Annotated in this window: 16 protein-coding genes; 12 read left to right on the top strand and 4 right to left on the bottom strand. The window is 62.1% G+C overall.

From position 1 onward, the window contains the following. Window positions 1-19 precede the first annotated feature (19 nt). The 4 genes from HPY44_05330 to HPY44_05315 all read right to left on the bottom strand — a co-directional run bounded on the left by HPY44_05330 (window position 20) and on the right by HPY44_05315 (window position 6,691). Complete coding sequence (locus HPY44_05330; protein ID NSW55413.1) at window positions 20-2,887, bottom strand: DUF1638 domain-containing protein; 2,868 nt, start codon at window positions 2,885-2,887, stop codon at window positions 20-22. Window positions 2,888-2,950: 63 nt separating this feature from the next. After that, on the bottom strand, window positions 2,951-4,042 hold the full coding sequence (ispG, locus tag HPY44_05325) for a flavodoxin-dependent (E)-4-hydroxy-3-methylbut-2-enyl-diphosphate synthase (protein NSW55412.1): 1,092 nt from the start codon (window positions 4,040-4,042) through the stop codon (window positions 2,951-2,953). Window positions 4,043-4,051: 9 nt separating this feature from the next. Further along, window positions 4,052-5,476, bottom strand: a complete 1,425-nt coding sequence (gene rseP, locus HPY44_05320; protein NSW55411.1) for an RIP metalloprotease RseP — start codon at window positions 5,474-5,476, stop codon at window positions 4,052-4,054. A gap of 45 nt (window positions 5,477-5,521) precedes the next feature. After that, the gene (locus tag HPY44_05315) at window positions 5,522-6,691 is read right to left on the bottom strand and encodes a 1-deoxy-D-xylulose-5-phosphate reductoisomerase (GenBank protein NSW55410.1); all 1,170 of its coding nucleotides are present in this window, start codon (window positions 6,689-6,691) and stop codon (window positions 5,522-5,524) included. Window positions 6,692-7,968: 1,277 nt separating this feature from the next. Here HPY44_05315 and HPY44_05310 point away from each other — a divergent pair. The 12 genes from HPY44_05310 (at window position 7,969) to HPY44_05255 (ending at window position 24,219) form a co-directional block, all read left to right on the top strand. Beyond that, window positions 7,969-10,392: a right-handed parallel beta-helix repeat-containing protein gene (locus tag HPY44_05310; protein ID NSW55409.1), complete on the top strand. Its 2,424-nt coding sequence runs from the start codon at window positions 7,969-7,971 to the stop codon at window positions 10,390-10,392. Window positions 10,393-10,512: 120 nt separating this feature from the next. Further along, entirely contained in the window at window positions 10,513-11,490 is a 978-nt protein-coding gene (locus tag HPY44_05305; GenBank protein ID NSW55408.1) for a Gfo/Idh/MocA family oxidoreductase, read from the top strand. Between the two features lie 437 nt (window positions 11,491-11,927). Beyond that, entirely contained in the window at window positions 11,928-12,611 is a 684-nt protein-coding gene (locus tag HPY44_05300) for a response regulator transcription factor (protein NSW55407.1), read from the top strand. A gap of 142 nt (window positions 12,612-12,753) precedes the next feature. Further along, window positions 12,754-15,519, top strand: a complete 2,766-nt coding sequence (locus HPY44_05295; GenBank protein NSW55406.1) for a hypothetical protein — start codon at window positions 12,754-12,756, stop codon at window positions 15,517-15,519. A gap of 164 nt (window positions 15,520-15,683) precedes the next feature. Then, entirely contained in the window at window positions 15,684-16,064 is a 381-nt protein-coding gene (locus HPY44_05290; GenBank protein NSW55405.1) for a hypothetical protein, read from the top strand. Between the two features lie 62 nt (window positions 16,065-16,126). Beyond that, window positions 16,127-18,304: a family 20 glycosylhydrolase gene (locus HPY44_05285; protein ID NSW55404.1), complete on the top strand. Its 2,178-nt coding sequence runs from the start codon at window positions 16,127-16,129 to the stop codon at window positions 18,302-18,304. 164 nt (window positions 18,305-18,468) lie between these two features. After that, the gene (locus HPY44_05280) at window positions 18,469-19,404 is read left to right on the top strand and encodes a sugar phosphate isomerase/epimerase (GenBank protein ID NSW55403.1); all 936 of its coding nucleotides are present in this window, start codon (window positions 18,469-18,471) and stop codon (window positions 19,402-19,404) included. Between the two features lie 74 nt (window positions 19,405-19,478). Continuing rightward, complete coding sequence (locus HPY44_05275; GenBank protein NSW55402.1) at window positions 19,479-20,633, top strand: glycerate kinase; 1,155 nt, start codon at window positions 19,479-19,481, stop codon at window positions 20,631-20,633. A gap of 182 nt (window positions 20,634-20,815) precedes the next feature. Continuing rightward, window positions 20,816-21,649, top strand: coding sequence for a sugar phosphate isomerase/epimerase (locus HPY44_05270; GenBank protein ID NSW55401.1), 834 nt, complete (start codon window positions 20,816-20,818; stop codon window positions 21,647-21,649). Window positions 21,650-21,668: 19 nt separating this feature from the next. Then, the gene (locus HPY44_05265) at window positions 21,669-22,043 is read left to right on the top strand and encodes a hypothetical protein (GenBank protein ID NSW55400.1); all 375 of its coding nucleotides are present in this window, start codon (window positions 21,669-21,671) and stop codon (window positions 22,041-22,043) included. Window positions 22,044-22,081: 38 nt separating this feature from the next. Continuing rightward, window positions 22,082-23,611 (top strand): xylulokinase, encoded by a 1,530-nt coding sequence (gene xylB / locus HPY44_05260; protein ID NSW55399.1) that lies wholly within the window; start codon window positions 22,082-22,084, stop codon window positions 23,609-23,611. A gap of 182 nt (window positions 23,612-23,793) precedes the next feature. Further along, window positions 23,794-24,219 (top strand): response regulator, encoded by a 426-nt coding sequence (locus HPY44_05255; protein NSW55398.1) that lies wholly within the window; start codon window positions 23,794-23,796, stop codon window positions 24,217-24,219. The last annotated feature ends 7 nt before the right edge of the window (window positions 24,220-24,226 follow it).

The raw sequence follows: 24,226 nt of genomic DNA, 5'->3' as shown, positions 1-24,226 counted from the left end.
CGCACGAAGGATGGGGCGATCAGGTGGCCGCCCGCAATTCAGGCTTGCCGCTCACGGTTGTCTCGACGAGAACCTCGATGAGCACATTGTCTCCGTCTGCCGAAAGCGCCCGCCGTTCGTTGACAATATGGCGGACCTGCGCCGAAGCCGTTCCAGACCGCAGCGCTCGTTCATGCGCCAACTGGGCTGTCTCGCTCTTTGCAGACTCGATCGCCTCGTGCAGGTCGTCGTATTCGTACCGGCCAGCCCGGGTGTGCAGCACGAAGTTCACAATTTCACCGGGCCGGATGACCGCCTGCTCGCGCACCACAACTTCGCTGGCAATTGCGCCGATGGCATTGGCCACTTCAGCGTGTTGTGGAATGACCACTTGCGCACCGAGGTAGCTGCCAACCGCCGGGAAAAAAGGCTCCACCGGCGCCCCAAGAGCGACAATCGGGCGCTTGTACGCCAGTTGCGCAGACAAGTGTGCACCAGGTTTCGGACGAAACACGGTGTGCACCAGAGACGGCCAGCCGTCAGGATCGCCAGCGGGCCAGTCGGGCAACTCGCGGGCAAGAATCTGCCCTGCCAGGCGCTCCACCACCGCTTGCTTCACCGCACGGATCACCTCGTCAGGAGCGGCTCCGTAAAGACCTGCGAATATATCCAGTGCGAGTTTCGATGCCTCCGCATCCCACGCGCTGAACTCACCGGTGACATGCAGGACGTCGGTGGGCGTGAAGCCGGAGCGCTGTACGATTCCCAGTTCTTCGAGCCGGGCCGTGCGCAGCAGGCTCGGGGATTGGATGCCCAGGCGCAGCGCGAGAATACTGCGGGACAACGGCCCGTCAGACAGGGCTTTCAAGATGGCCTGCTCGCGGTCGCTCAAAGGCCCGCGGTAGTCTGGGCGAACGAGGATGAAGAAGTCGAGGGCGGCTGCCCGAGAGCGCTCCTGCTGTGTGGTCGGGTCGATGGTTTCGAGGAACCGGCGCGCCTCAGGATACCGGCCGCAGAGATAGGCTAGCGGCACGACTCGGCGCGGCCCCACAAGCAGCTTGCGGTCGGCCGTGAAGTCGATGTGAGAGTCTCCGCCCAGGCCAACGGTGGAGATATCGGCTGCCTCCACACTGGTGAACCAACCGCCAACTCGTGCGCCCTCGGGACTGATGCGGACCAGCCCGTTTTCGATGATTGCGGTGTCGGTGGTGGTGCCCCCCATGTCGAGGACGATGGCGTCGGAAAGACCGGTGAGGTGCTTGGCACCGGAGACACTGGCTGCGGGGCCGGAGAGAATTGTCTCGATAGGCCGCTCAAGAGCGGTGGCGCGGTTAACCAGCGCACCGTCACCTTTGACCACCATGAGCGTGCCACGGATCTCGCGCCGCTGCAGTGAGGCCTCAACGGCGTCGAGCAACTCGCGAATGACCGGCATGAGCCGCGCATTGAGAATCGCCGTGTTGGCGCGGCTCACGAAATTGAGCCGGCTGGACAGCTCATGCCCGCAGACTACGGGAAGGTCTGACCGACGGCGGATGATGTCGCGGACCAGGATCTCATGCGCCGGGTTCTTCACGCTGGAGTAGCCAGAGACCGCGAAGGCGTCGACGCCCGAGGCGAGAAGGTCGTCCACCGCAGCCGCAATCTGGTCGGGATCGGGAGGTTCCAGTTCCTGGCCGCCGATGCTCATCTGGCCGGCAATGAAGCGAGTATGCTTCCAGTCGAGGTCCAGCGTCCCACCGACTGCAGATGACATGATCAGGGCGCCGGGAATGCCGCCCTTGCCCTCGACGATTGAGTTGGTGGCGAGGGTCGTAGAAAGAGCGACCAGGACTACGCGGGATGGGTCTGCGATGTCCAGGCGGTCGAGGGCCTCGTCGATCCCGATCATCAACGCATGGCGGGTGGTGAGCGCCTTGGACTTCGCCACGACCTGCTCCGACGCGAGATCGTACAGCACGCAGTCAGTGTAGGTGCCGCCGGCGTCGATGCCGAGCCCAAGCATACTGCCCGGAGTGAGCGACGGCTGAGGCTCGCCCCTGCGCTTCGGACGCACGATGCGTCCGGGACTGGTGCAGGATGAACCCGAGAAAACCGGAACGGCGACGGACTCCTGCTGCTGCTCCGGCTCTGTGGCGGTCGCCGTAGCCTCCTGGCCTGAGCGAACGTCCACGGCGGCGAAGATGCTGTCATCTCCAGTGAGGACCGAACGCTGGCCGGGCTGCAGCACGAGGACACGGGAGGGGTCCCACCGTCCATCCAGTATCTCACGCAAGAGGGATACGTCGCCGGGGATGCGCTCGTACTCCCACCCGAAGCTTTCAGCCATCTGACGCGCGTAATCCTCATACCGGCCGGTGGCTCCGACGCCGGTGTCGATGAACGCGGCGCGAGTGTAGTTGCGCTTCCAGCTATCGAAGAAGAAGATAATATGCTCTGCATTGCTCTCGCCAAACCGCTCGGCGAGTTCGGGGAATCGCACGTCGTTGTGAATATCTTCCAGGGTCTCGTTGCGAGACTCGCTGAGCCGATCCCCCAGGGACTTCTTTTCGTACCAACCGGGGGTGGTGTAGAAAGTTCCTGGGTGCCGCGAGAACTGGCGCCGGTACTCCTCGCGGGAACCGAGGAAGAGAGTCATGCAGTCGTGTACGCGGGGGATGACGACAGGGGTATCCACGGCAAGTATCCCCGAAGTGCCTCGTCCACAAAGGCCGTATCCGGCGACGACACCGTCGTATCCCTGCCCCACCGCAGCGTCGATCTGCGCCTGGGTCTCAATGCGCAGACGATCCGGCGTGGCGTGCAGCCCGGCATCAAGGAAATGCAGGTGCACCTCATTGGGGGTCTCTTCCGCAAGTGCGGTGAGTTCGGGCTCGAACACTCCACAGGCAACGACTTTCAGTCGCACGGTTGGTTTCCCCGCAATCCTAAGCGCTGGTCAAGCGCGAGGGTCTACTGTGCAGCGCAGGCATTACCCGCGACTGCGCTCGGAGCGCAAGGTCTCGAGTTCTTCCTGCAGAGCAGTGAGCGCCTGTTCGAAGGGCACAGAGCGAATGACGTCTCCGCCCCGGAACAGCGTGACCCGGTCCTTGCCGGCGGCCAGGCCGATGTCGGCCTCTCGGGCCTCCCCCGGACCGTTGACTTCGCAGCCCATGACGGCGATCACGATGTCATCATCGATGCCGGGCAGGAGCCCGGCGACCTGCCTCGCGAGGGTGCCAAGATCCACGCGACAGCGCCCGCAGGTGGGACAGGAAACAAGCTCAGGGCCGGAGAGCAGTCCGAGGCTCTTGAGTATGTCCCTGCCCGCATGCACTTCCTCCACCGGGGGGCCGGTCAATGAGACCCGTATGGTATCCCCGATGCCCCGAGATAGCAAGGCGCCCAACCCCACTGCGGACTTGACCAGACCGGACTCGCCAAAGCCGGCTTCCGTAATGCCGATATGCAGCGGCAGATCGCTGTCTTTGGCGAAAAGCTGGTTTGCCCGGACGGTGCGCGGGACGTCGGACGCCTTGATGGATACCACCAGATTCGAGAACCCCAGGCGGGTCATGCGCTCCACGCTGCGGTAGGCGCTGGCGGCGCAGGCATCTGCGGTGGGCCCGCCGTACTGATCCAACAAATCGGCTTCCAGTGACCCCGCATTCACACCAACGCGCACGGGGATCCCGGCTGCGGCAGCCGCCTCGACTACGGGGCCCAGGCGATCATCGCCGCCGATATTCCCTGGATTGATCCGCAGCTTGGAAGCGCCCAAGCGTGCGGCCTCAACTGCCAGGCGGTGGTCGAAGTGAATGTCTGCAACCACGGGCAGCGGGCTTAGTTCGCAGATACGCGCGAAGCCGTCGAGAACGTGGCGGCCGGGGATGGCGACGCGGATGATCTGTGCGCCTGCATCGTGGCAGGCTCTGATCTGCGCGAGCACAGCGTCGACGTCAGCGGTGTCGGCTTTGGTCATGGACTGAACGGAGACGGGAGCCCCACCCCCGATAAGAACGCTGCCGACCGACACCGCGCGTGTCGGTCGGCGAACCCAGTCCGCCGAACTTGCGTGGGCCATACGGGTCCCTCAGTACGTCCCGTACTTCACGAGATTGGCGATGTCCTTGTAGGTGAGCAGGACGAAGACGTTCACGACGATGATAAGTCCCGCGACCCGGACGAGCATTTCGAATCGTTCGTCGAGTCGCCGCCCGAAGCGGTTGAGGACCGATTCAACAGATATGAGCAGGATATGCCCGCCATCAAACGGGGGCATGGGCAGCATGTTGATGACCGCGAGATTGGCGCTGATCAGCCCGCAGAGTGACAAGACCGATGCCCAGCCCAGTTTGGCGCGCTCTGCAGTCATCGCCATGATCCCGATGGGGCCCGCGGGTTCGGCGGCGATTTTTCCAAGTACCATCGCCTTGAAGGCCACGAACACTGTAGCGACGGCGTTGTACGATTGCACCAGGGCGAGTTGCAGCCCGTAGAATACGCCGGTTGGCTTCACGTCCGGCCCGAGAGTGATCCCAATGCGCCCCACCGTCCTGTGAGGGCTGGTGAGCTTGCCGTCAGACGCCACCATCTCCACGCGATCGGTGTCGCTGGCGAGCTTGAGTTGCACATTGACGGTCTCGTCCCCGCGCAGGATGGAAATAGTGATGGTCTCACCGGGTCTGGCAGAGATGAACCGGTGCGCGGTAAACTGGTCCATGGGCGCAAACCGCACGCCCAGGAGTTTCCCCAGCAGACGGTCAGCCTCGGGGTTCGTGATGTTATCCGGCACGCCGGCAAACACGTCAGGGGAAGGTGCCTTGAGGGGAATGACCGCATCTTCGATGCCCTTGGCCTCACCGTTGACCGCCCAGATACGGTGGCCTTTGGGCAGCCCCGCGCTGAGCACGCGCAGGACATCGGCTGGGACAGCCACGGGCTTGTCGCCTATCTGGAAGATGCGGCTACCGGGTCGCAGCCCCATCTTGTCACCCACTGATCCGGCGGTGACATCGGTGACTTCCAGTGACCGATGACTTCCAGCCAGCCCGATGATCTCATCATTTGGCTGGATGCCGGCGGACGCAGCAGGACCGCCACTGAAGACCTTTCGTATCACCACGGAGCGGTCGCCCGGGATGGGCATGCCCGAGCCCACGTTGACGGCCCAATATACGAGAACCGCGAGCACGATATTCATGAAAACGCCGGCACAGATTACAATGGCGCCCTGCCAACGGGGCCGGCTGTAGAAACTGTCGGGGACACTCCGGTCCTCGCCATCCATCCCGGCGATCTGCACGAAGCCGCCCAATGGAGCCAGACGGATGCTGTAAAGTGTCTCGCCGATGCGCCGCTTCCAGATGGCAGGGCCAAAGCCCAGGCCGAACTGGTGGACCCGCATCCGGAAGGCCTTGGCCGCGATGAAATGGCCCGCCTCGTGGAAGAACAGGCACAACCCCAGCACTACCCCAATTGCGAGAACCGAGTTCACCCCCGAGAGTAACCATTCCATGAAGTTCAGGATACCTCCGCTTCGCCGGCCACATCTCGTAATGAGCTACACGTATCTGTCACTCTTGACCAACTCTCGCACGCGCTTGCGTGTGTCGGCGTCCACGGCGAGCACGGTATCGAGGGACTTGACATCAGCCGGATCATGCTCGTCCAGCGCCCTTTCCACCAGTTCAGGTATCGTCGTGAACCCGATCCTGCGAGACAGAAACAGGTCCACCGCTTCTTCATTGGCGGCATTGAGTGCCACGGGGTAACTGCGGCCCGCTTTGCCGGCGTCGAAGGCGAGACGCAGGCAAGGGAACTTGACCAGATCCGGTTGTCCGAATGTGAGACTGCCGACCTGCGCCAGGTCCAGGCGCGGGTAGTCTGACGCCACGCGCTCCGGCCAGGTGAGAGCGTACTGGATCGCAAAGCGCATGTCCGGCAGACTCATCTGGGCAAGGATCGACCCGTCCACGAACTCTACCAGGGAGTGAATGATACTCTGGTGGTGTATGAGGACCTCGATGTCTGAGAAGTCGAGGTCAAACAACCACTTGAGTTCAAAGACTTCGAACCCTTTGTTTGCCAGTGTAGCAGAATCAACGGTTATTTTCGGCCCCATGTTCCAGGTCGGGTGATTGAGCGCCTGCTCGGGAGTGACCCGCGCCAGTTCCTCCCGCGACAGGTCACGGAAGGCGCCACCGGAGGCGGTCAGCAGGACACGCTTCAGGTATGGGCGGGACGGCCCCTCAAGACACTGGAACACGGCGGAGATTTCGGAATCGACGGGAATGAGGCGGGAGCCTGTGCGGGCAGCTGTGCCCGTTACGAGCTCGCCGGCGGCTACCAGCGGCTCCTTGTTGGCCAGAGCGACGTCAAGCCCGGCAGAGACGGCGGCCATCACCGGTATGAGCCCGACAACCCCGGACATGGCCGCGACCACCAGGTCCGGCTTCAGAGAGACCATCTGGGCACAGATCTCATCCATGCCCACGGCAGTCTGCAGTCCTGACACACCGCCCCGCAGTTCCGTGCCCGCACTCTCACCTGTGACCCCGACTGCCCGAACGCCGTGGTCTCGCGCCTGCTCGAGGAGCGCGGTCACCCTTGTTCCGGCAGCCAGGCCGACGACATCGAAGGCGCCGGGATGGCGCGCCACAACGTCCAGCGTCTGTCGGCCGATAGAGCCGGTGGAACCCAAGATGTATATCCGTCGCGGGCTCGGTGACAATTGCTTCGCTCCCGGTTTCCAGCCGGATTCAGGCCTGTCGGAGCCGGATGCACTCGAGCAAGGATAGACGCGACACACCGCCTTCGTCAAGCTCCGTCGGACACTTCACGAAAGCGAAGCGCAGCAGCACCGCCAGGTTTTCGGGAAGCGACCCCATTGGCGACGAACAGGGCGTCCATCCGGATCCGGGGCAGGTCCTCCCCACTGCCGCCGGGCATCGCGATGATTTGCCGCCCGCACATAACCGACAGGCAGTTTTCGCTGAGGCCGTTTCAGTCCTGTAAGCATCTGCGCGTTTTCTGACGCTGTCCCGAGCGTCTCTGGGCCCAACAAAAGCATCCGCTCTGCCTGTCTGGAATAAGTTCCGCCGTCACGGAGTGTCTCTGGACCCGCAGAAATCGGGCGGCCTCCCTCTCTGACATGAGCTCCGCTGATCTGGAGCGTGTGGAAATCCCGCTGGTGGGCCTATTGCCTCACAGTCCGCGAAGCGGGCGGTAGCCTATAGCCACGGGTGGAGTGGAGCGAAGCGGAACGGAACCTGTGGAATCGGTACGCCTCGGATCGCCTAAGCCCCCGAAGGCGACAGAAATGATCGACATGCTGCGGGGTCGTGCCGCCCGCTTCACGGGCTGTTGGGTAGGAGCTAAGCCTTTTTTCATTGCCGGGTACGCCCGAGGAAAAAGATGAGGCTCGGGCTCCACGAAACGCACCTGTTTTCGGGGAACGCACCTTTTTTGCCATTTGGCCCTTGAGTCTAGCTTGAGATTGTGCTATGATCTGAACACACATGGGACGCATGAGGTCGCCGGAGACACGCTGGTACCCGCGTTGCCCCGCAAAGACAAGCGCCCGGCGATTTCGTTCCATGTGAGCGCGAGCCCTGTCACCCCCCACAGGGCCCGCGCGCTCCTTTTTTCCCTCTCCCCTCGAGATGCGTGCTGCGTTTGCCTGTGCTGGCCTGTGGGTAAAAATAGGCCAAGAGCGGGCGTCAGCGGCGAGAAAAAACGAAGCAATGATCACGCCATGATACTGTTCCCGGCTGACACCCGCCTTTCTATCGGCTCCCGTTCCTCCCGCGGGAGCCGTTGCTATGTCCGGCCTTCGGACTTCCGAGGTCCGGCAGGTCTGGTGGCTTCCAGTGCGGAACATCAATGTGGCAAGGGCGGCGGGGGGCTGCGCAGGCCGATCCTGATCGCCCAAGCCGGTTCTCCGGCGGCTGATCTCCAGGCGGCGCGAATGGATCAGCGCGATTTTCACACCCCAGGGGATGGTTTCTGATGCATTCCACGAGAATCTCTCTGAGTCTGGCGCTTGCGTTGCTCGCTGCCGTAGCGTCGCCCGCGCCGGAGGTAATCCCCATACCCAACGGCGACTTCGAGGCTGGAGCCAAAGGCTGGCAGATCCAGGAGTTCGACGGCGTCAAGACGGTCGTATCGGACGAACAGGCCGCGAGTGGGAAGTACTCCCTCAAAGTGGTGGACTCTCACGACAAGAACGGTTCCCATGCAGTGGCGACCAAGGTCGCTATCCCGGGCGCGGGGGTCTATGAACTGCGCGGGAAGCTCTTTCCGGTCTCCGGTTCCGGCCTGGGGATGTACGTGCGTGTCCAGGGAAAGGACGGGGCCCTGGTTGCGCCGGGGGATACTTTCCAGATGGGCCTTGGAGGCTCGGGGAAGCAGTGGGTAGATTTCACCTTGCCGATCTATGTGGGCGACGAAGCCGCTTTCCTGGAGTTGTGGGTGCACAGTTACAGCCACGCTATCGTGGAGGCGTATCTCGATGATTTGCATTTCGTGTCCCTGGGAGCGGATGCGCTGAAGCCTCCCTGGGAACCCCAGTACAAGATCCGCCCGGAAGAGACTGGTCGCCTCACGGCCGCCGATGTCGTCGGGCCTGATGGCATCGTATACCCGAACTGGACGAAGTGTGGAGTGCAGGGGGGCATCCCGCAAGTCCGGGCGTTCGCGAACCTCGCGGACTTTGGTGGTGTGGCCAACGACGATGAGGATGACGCGGCAGCCCTGGACAGGGCTTGCGTGGCCTGCGGCAAGGCGGGCGGCGGAGCGGTGGTGCTGGGGGAGGGCATTTACTACATGGATCGGCCGGTGACCATCCGCGACTCCGGCGTGGTCATCCGGGGACAGGGAGCAGGCAAGACCAGAATCATCTTCCGATATGCGCTTCCCGAAAGCGGTGTGGCAATCTACGCGCCTCAGGACGGGGCGAAGGTAGGCAGGAACACGCAGCTTGAGATGCACGCCGTTCCCGCGAAGCTGATGAAGATGCGACTCATGGTGGACGACGTGGTAATCAAGAGCTGGGAACGCAGCGCGCACTCAGGCAATACATTTGCAATGACGGCCTGGGGTAGCCAGGTGGTCGGCAAGGTACCGGACGGCAAGCACACACTCAGAGGCGTCGCGGAATACCAGGACGGTTCGGAGAGAACAGGCCAGATTACTATTGATGTTGATTCAGCCTACACCGAGAAGAACCTGGTTCCCTGGTCGCAGGCGGCCATCACGTTCTCGGGCCAGGGGTTGGTCGGGCCGAAGAGGCTCCTCGCGCAGGACGGCAAGCGCGGCGCGACACAGATTGAGCTCCAGGACGCCGGCGACCTGAAGGCGGGAGACCGCATCCTGATTGATGGCCCGGCAACGGAACGCTGGAAGGAGCTCACAAGAAACAAGTGCCCGTGGGGCACATACCGGCGCTACATGGTAGAGATCACGGGTGTCGACGGGAACAAGGTGTCGCTGGCCCAGCCTCTGCGGATCGAGTTCCCGGTGATCGACGGCTCGTATGTTCAGAAACTGGTCGCGACAGAGAACTGCGGGCTGGAGGGCCTCAGCATCGAGCAGACTGAGGACCTGTGGATCACCACCGCACAGTTCAACTGGGCCTGGAACTGCTGGGCGCGAGGGGTTACGGTCAGGAAGTGCGGACGCAATCCGGTCTATGGAGGGAATGCAAAGTTCTGCGAGATTAGGGATTGCGTTTTCGATGATGCCTGGTACAAGGGTGGAGGCGGGACGGCCTATACCGGCTGGGAGAACTGCTTCGACTGCCTCATGGAGGACTGTGAGACCTTCAAGTTCCGCCACGCGCCGTTGTACCAGTGGGCCGCCAGCGGATGCGTTATCCGAAACAGCGTGTTCCACGACAGTGACGGCCAGTGGCATTCCGGCTGGACAAACGAGAACCTGTTCGAGAACTGCATTATCGAGTCCACTTACGGCAATGGGGGCTACGGTTTCGGGATGTGGGCATCGCCTCCGGAAGATACGGCCCATGGCCCCAACGGGCCGCGGAATGTGGTTTACAACTGCGACGTGACATCGCCGAAAGACGGCCTGTGGATGGGCGGGATGAACGAGAACTGGCTGATCCTGTATAACCGCTTCACCGTGGCCGCCGGTCGTGGTGTATTCATGAAGACCGCCAGTTTCGACCATATCATCAAGGGCAATGTCTTCGTACTGAAGGACAGCACTTCCCCGATGGTGATGCTTGCCACTCCGGACTGCAGCGGGGTGGAGATCATCGGCAACCGTGTCTACGGAGGAAGCGGGAAGTTCGCGGCCGGGTTGGGCAAGCCGCTGGTTACTGAGGGGAATCAGGCGCTGGAGTTGCAGGATGCAGCGCGGCCCGTGCCCCCGGTGCCTTCCATCTATGAATGGCAACAGCAGAACGTGAGGTAACGTTGAGGCGAGACGCCGGCGCTAAGAGGTAACACGAGAGATGGCGGCGAAAAAGCGTTGACGATGCGAACGGCCAACCGACGGCCGCACACTACCAGCAGTGGGAAGGTGAAGTAGCCTGTGTCAGAGACACTCAGAGCAGGCGTGATCGGGCTCGGGGGCATCTCCGGGCAGCATATCTCCAACTACCGCAAGGCCGAGGGTGTCCAGCTTGTGGCAGGAGCCGACATCAGCGAGGAACTCGCCAAGAGCGTCTCCCACAAGTATGGCTTCAAGGGGTATACCGACTGGAAGAAGATGCTGGATGAGGAGAGCCTCGACGTCGTCAGCATCTGCACGCCGCCCTTCCTGCACCGGGAGATGGCGATCGAGGCCATGCAGCGCGGAGTCCACGTGATGTGCGAGAAACCCATCGCGGCGACCACCGAGGACGCCGAGGCGATGGCCCAGGCAGCGCGAGATATGGACGCGAAGCTCATGATCGCCTACTGCCACCGCTGGCACCCGCCGATTCTCAAGGTGAAGCAGCTGCTGGACTCGGGCGTTCTCGGCAAGCCCCTGTTCTTCCGCTGCGCTTTCGCGGGTTGGGTTGAGTTCTCGGGCAACCACCGGGCCAGCAAGGCACAGGCTGGTGGCGGTGCGCTGATTGACAATGGCTCACACGCAGCCGACATATACCAGTTCCTCATGGGGAAGGTTGCGAATGTCTCCTGCCGCGCGGGGACGCTCCTGCAGGATATGGAGACCGATGACGTTGCCGTGATGATCTTCGAGGGAGAGAATGGCTGCTTCGGAGAGATCCTCGTGGGCTACTCCCTGCCCGGCGACCACACGGAGTTCAAGATCATCGGCGAGAAGGGTGTCATCCGCATCGACAACTACTTCGCGGGCCCGGTTCGCTTCCAGCCCAAGGGATCGGGAGAATGGCTGGACCACGAGGTGCAACCTGGCGATCGCTTCGAAGGCGAGTTCGCCAACTTCCTGGCGGCGGTGAGAGGGCAGCAAGAGCTGATCAGCAACGCCGAGACGGCCCTGCACACCCATAGGGTGATCGCGGCGGCTTACGCGGACGCACAGGCGAAAGGCGTGAGTCTGTAGGCCTGTCTGCGATGCGGCGTCGCGCAGGCAAGAAATGCGGGCAGTGGCGGTGGGAAAAGCAGGACCGAAGCGGCGTCAGGTAGAAGGTCGGGAGGGCCAGGGTCTCTGTTCGCAAGCCCCGGAGCGTGATCTGCCCCAGGGCGCGGCCTTGAACTACCTCTGTGAGTATGGTAGCATCGAGTTGTGGGCTCGCCCCCCGATTGGCCGCAGTGCACCGATGCCGGGTCGGTGCAGCGAACGGCGAAAACCCGTGCCCTCCCGAAAACTGACGGCGATCAGTGTAGGTGACGGAGGTTCACTCCGCTTCCAGACAGGTTCAATTTGGCTGCAACTTCCCTGGGGAAGCGGACCAGTGGCGCGCGTCTGGTCCGAGAGAGGTTGTCGAGTTCACGGTTGCGCTGATGGGCCACAGCCGCAGGTCCGAGGGCAAAAATAGAATGGCAGATACTCGCCGGGACTGGGACGTGCTCATCGTCGAGGACGACGTCGATCTGGCGAACACCCTTGCCCAGATGGTGAAGGGTGTGTGCGAACGGGTCCGGACAGCGGTGACCGGGGCGCAGGCCCTTCTCAGCGTTCGCGAACACCCTCCCGCACTTGTGCTGCTTGACCTGGGCCTGCCGGACATTGACGGCATGTCGGTCTGCAAGGAGATCGTGGGGCTTCAGGGGCCCCGCGTCATCGTCATCACCGGGCGGGACGACGCGCGAACAGCGGAGACGGCGTTGGAGTTGGGCGCCGACGACTATGTACGCAAACCTTTCCATCTGAATGAACTGCGGGCCCGTGTTCGCGCCGCTCTGCGCCGGAGGTCCCTGCCGAGCCAGGGGGTTATGCGAGTGGGGCCGCTGGAGATCGACCCAGACCGCGCCCTGGTGAAGGTTGATGGGCGGCTGGTCGAGCTGAGTGCAACCGAGCTTCGGCTGCTCATGTTCTTTGCCGAGCACCCCGGGTGGGTGTTCTCCAAAGAGCGCCTTCTTGAAGCGCTCTGGCCCCAGGACAGAGATGCCCACGCGGTCCAGGTGCACATTTCGAACCTGCGACAGAAGATCGAGCCGGACCCCCGAAGGCCGCGGGTGATCCTGACGGTCAAGGGCCTGGGCTACAAACTCGCCGTGTAGAATGCTCCGGCCGCCGGGGGATTTGGTGCAGTTTTCCGCCGAACCACGAAACAATAATGGGGCAGGCGGTGTCTATAGTTATACAGGGCGGAGGAGTCTGCTCACGTCTACTACAAAATATAGTCGGCATGGCCTGATGACCATGGCAAAACTCATCAAAACTAATCTGCAACTGTCGCTGATCTTCCTGCTTGCGATCGTGTCTGTGAGTGCGACCGCGCAGCATGCGGGTCTGCGCATCAACGTGGAAAGCATCCGGCCGACCCCCACAGTCCCTCCAGTGGCGGATACCGAGAGTTTCCAGCAGGAGAGTCTGCAGCCTTCCGGACAGGCAGGGTTTGAGAGCCTGCAGCCTCTGAACAACCCACTGGAGAGCATCCTGTACGACGAGAGCCACGACTGGGTCCGAGGGAAGCACCAGCTTGACCTGTACCAGTTTGACCTCGAATGGGGTGCCGCCGAAGGCCTGACAGTCACCCGCAAGTTCGATGAGGACCGGGTGGATGCCAAGGGCAGGCCTTTCGGGATGGGTATCCGCGGGGTGACCCAGGAAGGCGTCACCTTCTCAGCCCTCGAAGGTCTCGTGATGGGGTTCAACCGCGAACGCACTGAAACGATTGACCTCGCCGGGATGAGCCTGGGTGGCAGCGAGAAGACGACCATGTCCCTCCAGCAGGGCTATGGGAGCGGCAAGAGCACCGGCACGCTGGACTACAAGCGCAGCGTTGTCAAGACGCTCACAGCCTCGGCAGACGATCCCTTCGCGCCTTTGCAGAACACGCAGACCAACACCACCGAGGAGATGGGCATAAAGCAGGGCCTGTCGATACTCGGCGGCCAGGCTAATCTGCAATACCGGCGCGGTCTCACGTCCATTGCGAAGCCCGACCAGCAACCGGATGAACTCCGCACAGAGAGCTTTCAGCTGGACACCGGCCTCTGGGCGCAGACGAAGTTGACGGCCGGCTACGCCCAGGCGCATGCGAACCGGGAGACGGGACTTCACTCACAGAGCCGGAACATCAGCCTGACGAGACAGTTCAACAGCGGCGCGGCTGTCTTCTCGATCGCCAACGAGGCCAAGCGCCAGAACATGTCGGTCACTGAAACGAAGAAGCAGTCTTACCAGATTCCGTTCCGGTTCGATGGCACGGTCCTCGCAATGAAATATGATGCGAGCACCGTCCAGCAGGATGAGAAGCTGATGGCCGAGGACCGCGCCGCGAGTTTCACGACCAAGCTCGGAGGCTACGACGTCTCCGCGTCGTGGACCCGGGCGATGCGGTACGACAAGGGCAAGGACAACAAGACGACCAACATGGCCTTCAGTCTCCCGTTCCGCTTCTTTGGGACGGATGCCGGCATCAGCTACACGTCCAAGAGCGTACAGGCGGACACTGCACTGGTGAGCAAGGAAAGGATCGCGAAGCTGAACCTGCCGCTTTCCCATTTCGTGAAGGGCTCGAGCTTCACGTATGATATCCAGGGCCTGCAACCCAAGCCAGGCCAGCCCTTCAAGGAGATCCGGACTGCTCACCTTCTGATGCCTCTGACGCTGTTCGGAACGCCGGTCACCCCGGACCTGCAGCGCATCACCGAGCGTGGCCCCGACGGCAAGTCCATACGGTTCCTGGCAAGCGCTGCGGCGCCGATAATGGTCATCGACCGCAAGGTGCAGACCCAGTATGAGTATGCGGCGCTGAACCGGGCCGACGGCAGCGAGCAGAACAGCCTCGTGACGCAGTTTGCGATCCCGACCAAGCCGGGGCAGGTAACCGTGAGGCGCCAGGCGGTGACCGAGGTTACCCCCAGCGGCCAGGAAAAGCAGACGCGAGTAGTCAACGTGACCAGCCCGAAGGTCCCGATTGCCCAGACCGCGTCGATCCAGGCGGACTGGGAAGCGAAGGACCTGCCGGGAGACATCGAGCACCGGACGACGCATTTTGCGGTCGAGGCCAAACCGACGGAAGCCCTGCAAATCACCGGTGATTACCGGATCGTCGATCTCGGCCCGCTCAAAGAGACCGATGAGCGCCGCGTGGACATGGGCTACAGCCTTTCGAAGCGGCTCGCGCTGAACTGGCGTTACCTGGAGAAGGAGCAGCTTGATAAGAGCCCATTGATCCAGAGGACGCTGGTGTTGCAGCATAAGAACGAGAAACCATCGGATCTGCGTCTGCGCGCAGCGCTCACCTCCACGGACGACCATAATGCGGACGGCGACCTGATGAAAGTAGTTGAGGTGGGCTTCGGCGACCGCAAGCGCAACGTAGAGACCAGCGTTCGCTACCAGGAGTACGATGAAACGAAGCTGACGGATCTCGGCGAACCGACCATCCAGGTGGATATGGTTCACGGGGACGCGAATGAGGTTCAGTATTCCCTGGCCTACGAGGATGCGAAGGGGCGGCCCGATCCCCGACGCGAATACGGCTTGGGTCTGCCCCTGGGCGATGCCCGGCTGGGACTGAAACTGTCACAGAACGTCATTGACCCCAGGGATCCCAAGAAGCAACGCATCCGCGGCGCGGACATGTACGACGCCAGTCTGGAGAGCACGGTGTTCAGTGATGTGGCTTTGGGGCTCTCCTATCGGTATTGCGAGTATCCCGAGAAGGCCACAGTCGATGACCGCGTTGACCAGTGGCTCCAGATGAAGCTCACAGGTGGTAAGGTGAACCGGGGCGGCGCTATCCAGTTCGCGTACGCTTCCGGCGACTTTGTGGAGTTGGTCGCGAACAAACCGGCCAACACGCCCACGTCGACCTTCTCGCTCCAGTATGAGAAGCAGTGGGATGAAGAGGGCAATAAGCTCACTCTTCAATTCAACAAGACGGATGTCACAGACGGCCTTCCTGATGTGAAGGACAATTACGAGGGTCGCCTGAAGTTCGACTACAAATTCTAGGCCGTTGCCACCCGCGCGTCAGGTGAACGGTGGCCGCATCCACGAGAGTGATCCACAGGAGCCGACCGTAGACACGGTCGGCTCTTCCACATCCGGGGCAGGTCACCGTGGAGCCGTCGCAGAAAGCACCGTCCAGACCCTGAAATGGAGGCAGAAGCCCCTCGATGCCTGAGCACGCTCCATGTCCCTTTCGCTACATCTACAAGGGGCGCACATTTTGCGCCATTGCCATCCGCGACCGTCGGTATACAACCGCCGAGGTTGTGCCCAGCGCTTGCGGCGGTTGCAGAGCCAGGGCCATCGTTGATGAAGTCCGGTGCGCTCACCTGAACATGGGTGTTGAGGTGGACCAGTACGGTGGGGCCCATGATGTGAACGTCTACTACGCGAGTTGCGAGAAACTCGTGGAGAGGCTCTCCGATTTCGGGCAGTGCGGCCAAGATCGCTGCCCTCACTGGGAGCCGATGGAGATGGAGCGCGTTGCTGCGTTACGCCAGGAGGCGCTGGCTGACCAGAAAGAGAAGGAACTGGCGAGCCGGGACTGAGATGACCGGGTGTGACTAGCCGGGCAGTAGAGAGCAAGCTCAAATAGGATGGCGACTATCCCATGCCAAGTGAGGTCGTAATCTTCCCCGAGCCGCAATTTCAGCAATGGTCGGGCGACACAGTTGCATTGGCATCAGGACCGGCCGCTCTCAGCGTTTTCGCGGATGATCAAGCCGGACCACTGATTCAGTCTGCGATCCTCGAACTGGAGCGCACGGCCACGAAATTGGGCCGCGACCTCGTGCGCGAAGTTGGAGGCCAAATCCGGATAGAAATCTACGACGACGCGGCCGAGTTCGCCCCCCAAAACCGCGAACAGGCCTACGAGTTGCGTATCGATGGACAGGGGGCGACGATCCGGGCATCAGCGGCGCTTGGGGCATATTACGGCGCAGTGACACTCTGCAATCTAATGTGCAGGGATGGTGAGAGCATTATCGCGCCGGCAGGCGTGATCCGCGACTGGCCAGATCTTGCGTGGCGCGGCCTGTTCGCAGAGTCGCGCTGGGGACAGGACCTGATGACCCTCGAAGACTGGAAAAACGCCATCGACATCCTGTCGAGGATGAAGCTCAACGTGCTGACCATCGGCATCTACAACTGCTGGCCGATCCAGTACGAGGGCGAAGTCTCCGAGTTCCTGCTCGTACCGCTGAAGGGATTCCCGGAGCTCAACCGCCCCCAGACGATCGAGTACTACTCCCGCAAGGCCGGGGAGTGGAAGACCCTCAAGTACCTGCCCCGGATGGTGGAGGATGATTTCTTCGGAGAAGTTGTAGCCTACGGCCAGACGCGTGGTGTTATGGTGCGCCCGCATTTCAATACGCCGGGCCACAACACCCTCATACCGCGGTTGATCCCGGAGATATCAGCGTTGGACGAAAATGGCGAACCAACAGGATATGGCTTTTGCCTGTCCAACGAGCGGACCTATGAAGTGATGTTCCAGATCATCGACGAGATCTGTGACCGTTACCTTCTGCCCCACGGCGTGCGTTCGTACCACATTGCGGCGGATGAAGTATATCCGCTGGTGGGCATGCACCCGGACTATCCCTACCGGCGCATCGACCCATGGTGCAAATGCGCAAGATGCCGACAGAGGCCAGACGCCGAGTGGTATGTGGACTACATAGTGCGCATCGCGTCCCACCTCAAGGAGAAAGGCATCGAGCACATCAGCATGTGGCATGACCAACTAGTTCGTGGGGGAACCATGAACAAGAGTTTGGTCACGAAATTCGAGCAGGCCGGCCTCACCCGAAACATCATCCTGCACTGGTGGAGGTATTCAGACTTCTTCGAGACCACCATGCCCGAGCTGGGCTTCCGGCGCTGGGTGACGCCGATGACCGGTTACTTCTACCAGATGCCCTACCGAGGCCACATTGACAACATCTTCCTGGCCGAGAGGCTTGGTGTGGCCGAAAAGGCCGAGGGGACGGAGAGCTACGGCGTCTTCGACAACGCATTCCACCGTCACTTCTGCGCACTGAGCGAATGGAGCTGGAACAACGCGGGAGGCGGGGAGCCCGAGGAGTTCGCAATCAAGTATGCGAAGGCGCTTTTCGGGGACGACTGGCGCCAAGGGCTGCGGGGTCTGCGCTATTTCAGCGGCATCGTGGATGATCCCGTCTGCGTCTCTCTCGCCGGGAGCCTGTTTCGGTATGCCTACGACTACGGCCAGTCACACGAGCAGGCCCGGGCCCGGGACAATTACCCCCAGGCGCAGCTTGAGGCGATCTGGGATACCCCTCCGGGAATGTCCGCCAGCCAGTTGGAGGGGCTGCGGTCCGAGGCGCGCCGTGCAGCCAGAGAGCTAAGCAAGGCGCACTGGTTGGACGAGCAACTCAAGCAGATATATCTGGTTGAGTGTGAGCGGATCGCAGTCATGGCCGGGGCTTTCACCACGTGCATGAACATCATCGCGGCCTACCACAAACTCTCGATGGGCGTGGCCGCGGATGAGGCGATACGCTCCGGACAGACTCTCGCCGAGAGTTCGGACCGTCTCGGAGCGGCACTCGAGGAGATGGAGGGGTTGCTGGCGTCGATTGAGGAGCACCGCGAGCACTACGTGCAACCGCACATGCTGCGCGAGCTGTCATTCATGCGCAGGTTCATGACCACCCTCCTGGGGAGCCTGAACGTAATCCGCGAGCAGATCATGTCGCACCGGATCACGGCCCTGCCTGAGCTCGAGGTGCTGCGGGTGAGGGAGATACCTTGGGAGGGATGATGGACAATGACGGCGCGTGGAACGGCTGAAATTGACTTTCGCTCCGCGCCCCCCATATAATGCCAGACGTTCCCCGGCCCACACGCGGGGAGACGTGCGTGTGCGTAACAGGCTGCTGACGGAAGACCTGCCAGCAGGCTTAGCCATATCATGGAGGCCAAGTGATGACGGAATCATGGCGTAACAGCATGGATGTCGGGATCGTCCATTTCATGGCGTTTCCCGCAAGCCAGGATGCGGACTACGTAATCCAAAGCGCGGAGTACCTCGCACGAGACGATTTCTGGGACATTCTCGAAGTGCGGCGCAGCGAGAAGCCCGGCGTACACGCGAAGCTCAAGGCTATCGCCGAGGAGGCGGGCATGAAGCTGGGTCTCGGAGCCCAGCCCGGACTCCTGGGAGCCAAGCTCAGCCTCAATGACCAAGACGAGGACGGACGCAAGGCGGCCATCGACGAGGTCAAGAAGGCGATCGACGCGGCTTACGAGATGGACTGCCGCATTTGCGCTGTGCTGACCGGCAAGGATCCAGGCAATGATGAGGCCCGGAAGATCGAGCTTGACCTGCTCGTTGATTCAATGAAACAGGTCTGCCAGTACTCGCAGGACAAGGCGCAGAACTACGTGTGCTGGGTGTCCATCGAAACATTCGACCACGAGACCGACAAAGCGTGCCTGCTCGGCCCGACCCCGCGTGCGGCGGAGGTTATGGAGAGACTCAAGGCGGAGGGCATCTCGAACACCGGGTTGACGCTGGACTTGTCGCATATCCCGATGCTCCGCGAAGATTACGCAGACGCACTCATGGCAGCGGGCGACCACCTCATTCACGTCCATGTCGGCAACTGCGTCTGCGCCGACCCCTCACAGGAAGGCTATGGCGATTACCACCCCCGCTTCGAGTACCCCGGTGGCGAGAACGGGACTGAGGAGCTGCGCCAATTCCTCTCGGCGCTCAAATACTCCGGCTACTTCGAGCGCGACCTTCCCACGGCGAAGCCCATCGTCACCGTAGAAGTCAAGCCCATGCCCGGCGAGACATCCGAGATCGTGCTTGCACAGACCAAGCGGATTTGGAAGCGTGCGTGGGCCGGCCTGTAAGTGGTCAACTTGTCCAGTATGAACCGGGGCAGCGGCGCGAAGTCGCTGCCCCGTCTGTTTTGGAGGTCAACACAGTGAAAACCACCATCGCTCCCGATTCCTTCAAGGGATGTCTCACCGCCCTGGAAGTCTGCCAGGCCATCGAAAAGGGCTTGCGGACAGTGCTGCCCGACGTCGAAATCGAGAGCGTCCCCATGGCCGACGGTGGAGAGGGAACGGTGCAGTCGCTGGTTGAGGCAACAGCCGGGCAGTTCGTGACCAGGACTGTCGAGGGACCTCTCGGCGAAGCCGTTGACGCGGTGTTCGGGGTGCTTGGAGACGGCGAGACCGCGGTCATCGAGATGGCCGCTGCATCCGGGCTTCCGCTGGTGCCTGCGGACATGCGAAACCCGCTGCTCACAAGCACCTTCGGAACTGGCCAGCTGATCCTCGCGGCGCTCGAGATGGGCTGCCGGAACCTGATCGTGGGCATCGGCGGAAGTGCCACCACTGACTGCGGCGCCGGGATGGCCCAGGCGCTCGGGGTGAAGATGCTGGGCGAGGATGGAGCCGAGATCAACCGCGTGACCGGCGGGCGCATGGCGGACGTGGCGCGGATCGACGTGTCAGGGCTGGACCCGCGCGTGCGAGAAGCCACCTTCCGAGTGGCCTGCGACGTCGATAACCCACTGTTCGGCGAACGGGGCGCAGCCCACGTCTATGGGCCGCAGAAGGGGGCTACTCCGGAGATGGTCAGGGCACTGGACGACGGCCTGAGGCACTTCGCCGATCTGATGGCCCGGGACCTTGGATGTAACGTGGCCGAAGTCCCCGGGGCAGGAGCAGCAGGCGGACTCGGTGCGGGACTTATGGCATTCTGCGGGGCAAAGCTCGAGAGTGGTGTAAAGATCGTGGTCGAGGCCGTTGGTTTGCGTGAGAAAATGGCGGGATCGGAGCTTGTCATCACGGGAGAGGGTAGGATCGACTTCCAGACAGCTTTTGGCAAGACGCCAAGCGGCGTGGCGGATGTGGCGAAGGACCTTGGAATCCCCGTGGTGGCTATCGGCGGCGGGGTCGCTCTGAACGCCACAGAACTGCACTCGCGTGGCTTCCACGCCCTCTTCCCCATCGTGAACGAACCAATGACACTGGAGGAGGCCATGGAACCCGTCCGCGCACGGGACTTGCTGGCTTTCATTGCCGAGCAGGTGCTCCGAACATACCTCTTGGGCGTTGGGAGGAGGATGTAGGCAAAGGTGCGCGGAATCATGCAAGATGACGGAGGGGAAGTCATGCGGGCAGCGAACTTTGCCGCGGGATAGCGCTCGCGCAGCGTTTCTGATGACCCGCGAGCGAACCAGATCCGTGTTGGCCACTTTGCCAGTCACACCAGCAGGGCGCCAGGCTGCGCCATTCAGGGAGGACGAAGGACATGAAAGTCGGGATGCTGACCGCGCCGTTCAGTGGTGACGACCTCGACACCGTCATCAGTTTCGCCAAGTCCGCCGGTTTCGACGCCTGCGAGGTCCGCGTTGGAGCCAAACACTGCGACCTGTCCGGGAAGTTCGACGCTGCCAAGTTCAAGGCCGCCTTCGACGAAGCGGGTATCCAAGTCTCCAGTCTCGCCGCGTACATCAACATCACCGCAGGCGACGAGGCCGAGCGGAAGATGCATCAGGATACCCTCAATAAGGCCCTGAGTGTCTGCGAAAAGATCGGTGTCGACGTTCTGTGCACCATGGCGGGGCTCCCTCCGGCCGGGATGAGCAAGGAAGACTGCATCCGCGACATGGCCGCGCCGTTCTATCGCAAGTTCTGCAAGAAGGCCGCGGATAAAGGCGTCAAAATCGCCATGGAGAACTGGTATGCCACGAATATCCAGCATCTCGGGCAGTGGGACATGATCTTCGAGCTGGTGGATGCGGACAACTTCGGGCTGAACTTCGACCCATCCCACCTGTACTGGCAGGACATCGACTACCTGATGGCCGTGGAACGCTACGCCTCGCGCATTTTCCACACCCACGCCAAGGATACTGAAGTCGTGGCGCACAAGAAGGCCTTCGTAGGCTCCCAGGCCGGCGGCTGGTGGAGGTACGTTATTCCGGGCTTCGGCGATATCGACTGGGGCGTCTACTGCGCTCGCCTGCGCCGGAACGGGTTCAACGGCGTCCTGTCCATCGAGCACGAGGATAGTGCGCTGGGACGCGAGGAAGGTTTCCGGCTGGGACTCAATTTCCTGCGTCAGTTCGCCGACGGATCGTAGCAGCAGGGAGGCTCAGGATATGCCACGCATCAAAATCACTGCTGGTGACGTATCAGCCTATGCGCAACTGGGCGATGGGCCCACCGCGAAGAAGGTCTGGGAAGCGCTGCCCATCGAGGCATCCGCACAGACCTGGGGAGACGAGATCTACTTCGGCATCCCCGTGCAGGCCAATACGGAGCCGGATGCCAGGGCCGAGAGGGCGGTGGGAGACATTGCCTACTGGCCCCCCGGAAACGCATTCTGCATCTTCTTTGGCCCTACGCCCATGAGTTCGGGGGACGCCCCCGTTGCGGCCAGCCCGGTGAACACGTTGGGCACGGTTGAGGGAGATGCCACGGTGTTCAAGTCTGTTCGGTCGGGGGCGAAGGTGACCATCGAGGCTGCAGAGTAGCCTGCCGGTTCGGCCGGCGATCCATCGGAGGACAGAGCATGGCCTTCCTCATCGGCATCGACATCGGCACGTCGGGCACGAAAACGCTGCTCATCGACGAGACGGGGCGAGTGATAGCCAGCGCCAGCGCGGAATATCCTCTTCACACGCCGCGTCCGAACTGGGCTGAACAGGACCCAGCAGACTGGTGGAGGGCGACGGTGGAGACCATCCGAGCGGTACTCGCCAGGAGCGGCGTGGCTGCCTCGGACATCAAAGGCGTCGGGCTGTCCGGCCAGATGCACGGCTCGGTCTTCCTGGACGACGCCCACCAGGTCATACGCCCGGCCCTGCTCTGGTGCGATCAGCGCACAGCGGCCCAGTGCCGCTGGATTACCGATGCGGTCGGCGCACAGGATCTCGTCTCTGAGACGTGTAACCCGGTGCTGACGGGCTTTACGGCGCCGAAGATCATCTGGCTGCGTGATGAGGAGCCGGGCAACTTCGAGCGGCTCCGGAAAGTCCTGCTCCCGAAGGACTACATCAGATTCATGCTCACCGGCGAGTTCGCAACGGAGGTGAGCGATGCCTCCGGCACGGCGCTGCTGAATGTGCGTGAGCGCCGCTGGTCAAGCGTCGTGCTGGACCGTATCGGCCTGGCGACCGATTTGCTGCCCACGGTGTTCGAATCGCAGGAGATCAGCGGCCGGATAACCCAGGAAGTCGCAGCACTTACCGGTCTGGCTGCGGGCACGCCGGTTGTTGGCGGCGGCGGCGATCAGGCGGCGGGAGCTGTGGGCAACGGGATCGTAGAGCAAGGCATCGTGTCCTCCACGACGGGCACTTCGGGTGTGGTCTTCGCGCACCTCGACGAGCCTCTCATGGACCCCGAACTGCGGACACACACTTTCTGCCATGCGGTGCCGGGCAAGTGGCATGTCATGGGCGTTATGCTGTCCGCAGGTGGATCCCTCAGGTGGTTGCGGGACGCACTGTGCTCTGATGAACGTGCTGTTGCGGCGCTGACCGGCCGCGACCCGTATGAGTACATGACAGACGCCGCGGCGCAGGCTCCGTTGGGTTCGGAGGGGCTCGTCTTTCTCCCCTATCTCACCGGCGAACGCACCCCGTACCCGAACCCAAACGCAAAGGGCGTGTTTTTTGGCCTGCATCTGCGGCACGACAAACGCCACCTGACCCGCGCGGTTCTCGAGGGCGTGGCCTTCGGTCTGCGGGACTCCTTTGAGATCATCGAGGCAATGGGTGTCCGGATCGAGCAGGTCCGCGCATCCGGTGGTGGAGCGAGGAGCCCGCTGTGGCGGCAGATCCAGGCGGATGTGACCGGACGGCCGCACTGCACGATTAATGTCGACGAGGGGCCGGCCTACGGGGTCGCGCTACTCGCGGGGGTTGGCGCCGGTATCTGGTCCAGCGTGCCGGAAGCATGTCGGGAAACCATCCGCGTCATGGACCGGAGAGACCCGGATGCGGACAATAAGAGCGCCTACGACAGGTACTTTGGTCTGTATCGCCGCTTGTACCATCAGTTGGTGGGCTGTTTCGAGGAAGTACAGTCCCTTATCGGCTAAGGCGCGTGGTTCCCGGTCGGGGAGCAAAGAGCCGGCACTTGCGGGTTTGACACCCCCCACGGGTATTGCTATAATCGGCAAGTCCGCAAGCAATCCATCGGGACAGTCAGGTCACCCATCCTCTGAGGTGTCCTGGCGTGGCAGCCTGCGCGGCCTTAAGTGTGAGGAGGCCCCGTCACCAAATGGCGAAGACAATTCTGGTCGTTGACGACGAGCGCCATATTGTACGGCTGGTTGAGGTGAATCTCCAGCGAGCCGGCTACAATGTCGACACTGCCTACGACGGTGTCGAAGCGCTTGAAAAGGTCAGGGCCTCCAAGCCAGACATGATCGTGCTGGACGTGATGATGCCGCGCATGGATGGTTTTGAGGTGCTGCAGAATCTCCAGGCCAATCCGGACACGGCGGAGATTCCAGTGATCATGCTGACCGCGAAGGCTCAGGACGCGGACATCTTCAAAGGTTGGCAGCAGGGGGTCAGTTCATATCTGACCAAACCTTTCAACCCCCGCGAACTGCTCACCTTCGTGGAGCGCATCTTCCAGAGCCTTGAGGATAGCCGTGGCGGCGGATATGACTCCGCCGGCGGCAACGTCTGGGAAGTCTGAGTTCGCC

The organism is Armatimonadota bacterium (assembly GCA_013314775.1).
In the GTDB taxonomy this organism is placed as follows: Bacteria; Armatimonadota; Zipacnadia; order Zipacnadales; family JABUFB01; genus JABUFB01.
The sequence above is the reverse complement of the archived record's forward strand: the minus strand, read 5'-3'. Positions and strand labels throughout refer to the sequence as shown.

Bases quoted from the DNA above. Each gene is read 5' to 3' on its own strand.
- ispG (NSW55412.1), bottom strand. From the start codon at position 4,042: ATGGCCCACGCAAGTTCGGCGGACTGGGTTCGCCGACCGACACGCGCG.
- rseP (NSW55411.1), bottom strand. From the start codon at position 5,476: ATGGAATGGTTACTCTCGGGGGTGAACTCGGTTCTCGCAATTGGGGTA.
- HPY44_05310 (NSW55409.1), top strand. From the start codon at position 7,969: ATGCATTCCACGAGAATCTCTCTGAGTCTGGCGCTTGCGTTGCTCGCT.
- HPY44_05300 (NSW55407.1), top strand. From the start codon at position 11,928: ATGGCAGATACTCGCCGGGACTGGGACGTGCTCATCGTCGAGGACGAC.
- HPY44_05295 (NSW55406.1), top strand. From the start codon at position 12,754: ATGGCAAAACTCATCAAAACTAATCTGCAACTGTCGCTGATCTTCCTG.
- HPY44_05290 (NSW55405.1), top strand. From the start codon at position 15,684: ATGCCTGAGCACGCTCCATGTCCCTTTCGCTACATCTACAAGGGGCGC.
- HPY44_05285 (NSW55404.1), top strand. From the start codon at position 16,127: ATGCCAAGTGAGGTCGTAATCTTCCCCGAGCCGCAATTTCAGCAATGG.
- HPY44_05280 (NSW55403.1), top strand. From the start codon at position 18,469: ATGACGGAATCATGGCGTAACAGCATGGATGTCGGGATCGTCCATTTC.
- HPY44_05270 (NSW55401.1), top strand. From the start codon at position 20,816: ATGAAAGTCGGGATGCTGACCGCGCCGTTCAGTGGTGACGACCTCGAC.
- HPY44_05265 (NSW55400.1), top strand. From the start codon at position 21,669: ATGCCACGCATCAAAATCACTGCTGGTGACGTATCAGCCTATGCGCAA.
- xylB (NSW55399.1), top strand. From the start codon at position 22,082: ATGGCCTTCCTCATCGGCATCGACATCGGCACGTCGGGCACGAAAACG.
- HPY44_05255 (NSW55398.1), top strand. From the start codon at position 23,794: ATGGCGAAGACAATTCTGGTCGTTGACGACGAGCGCCATATTGTACGG.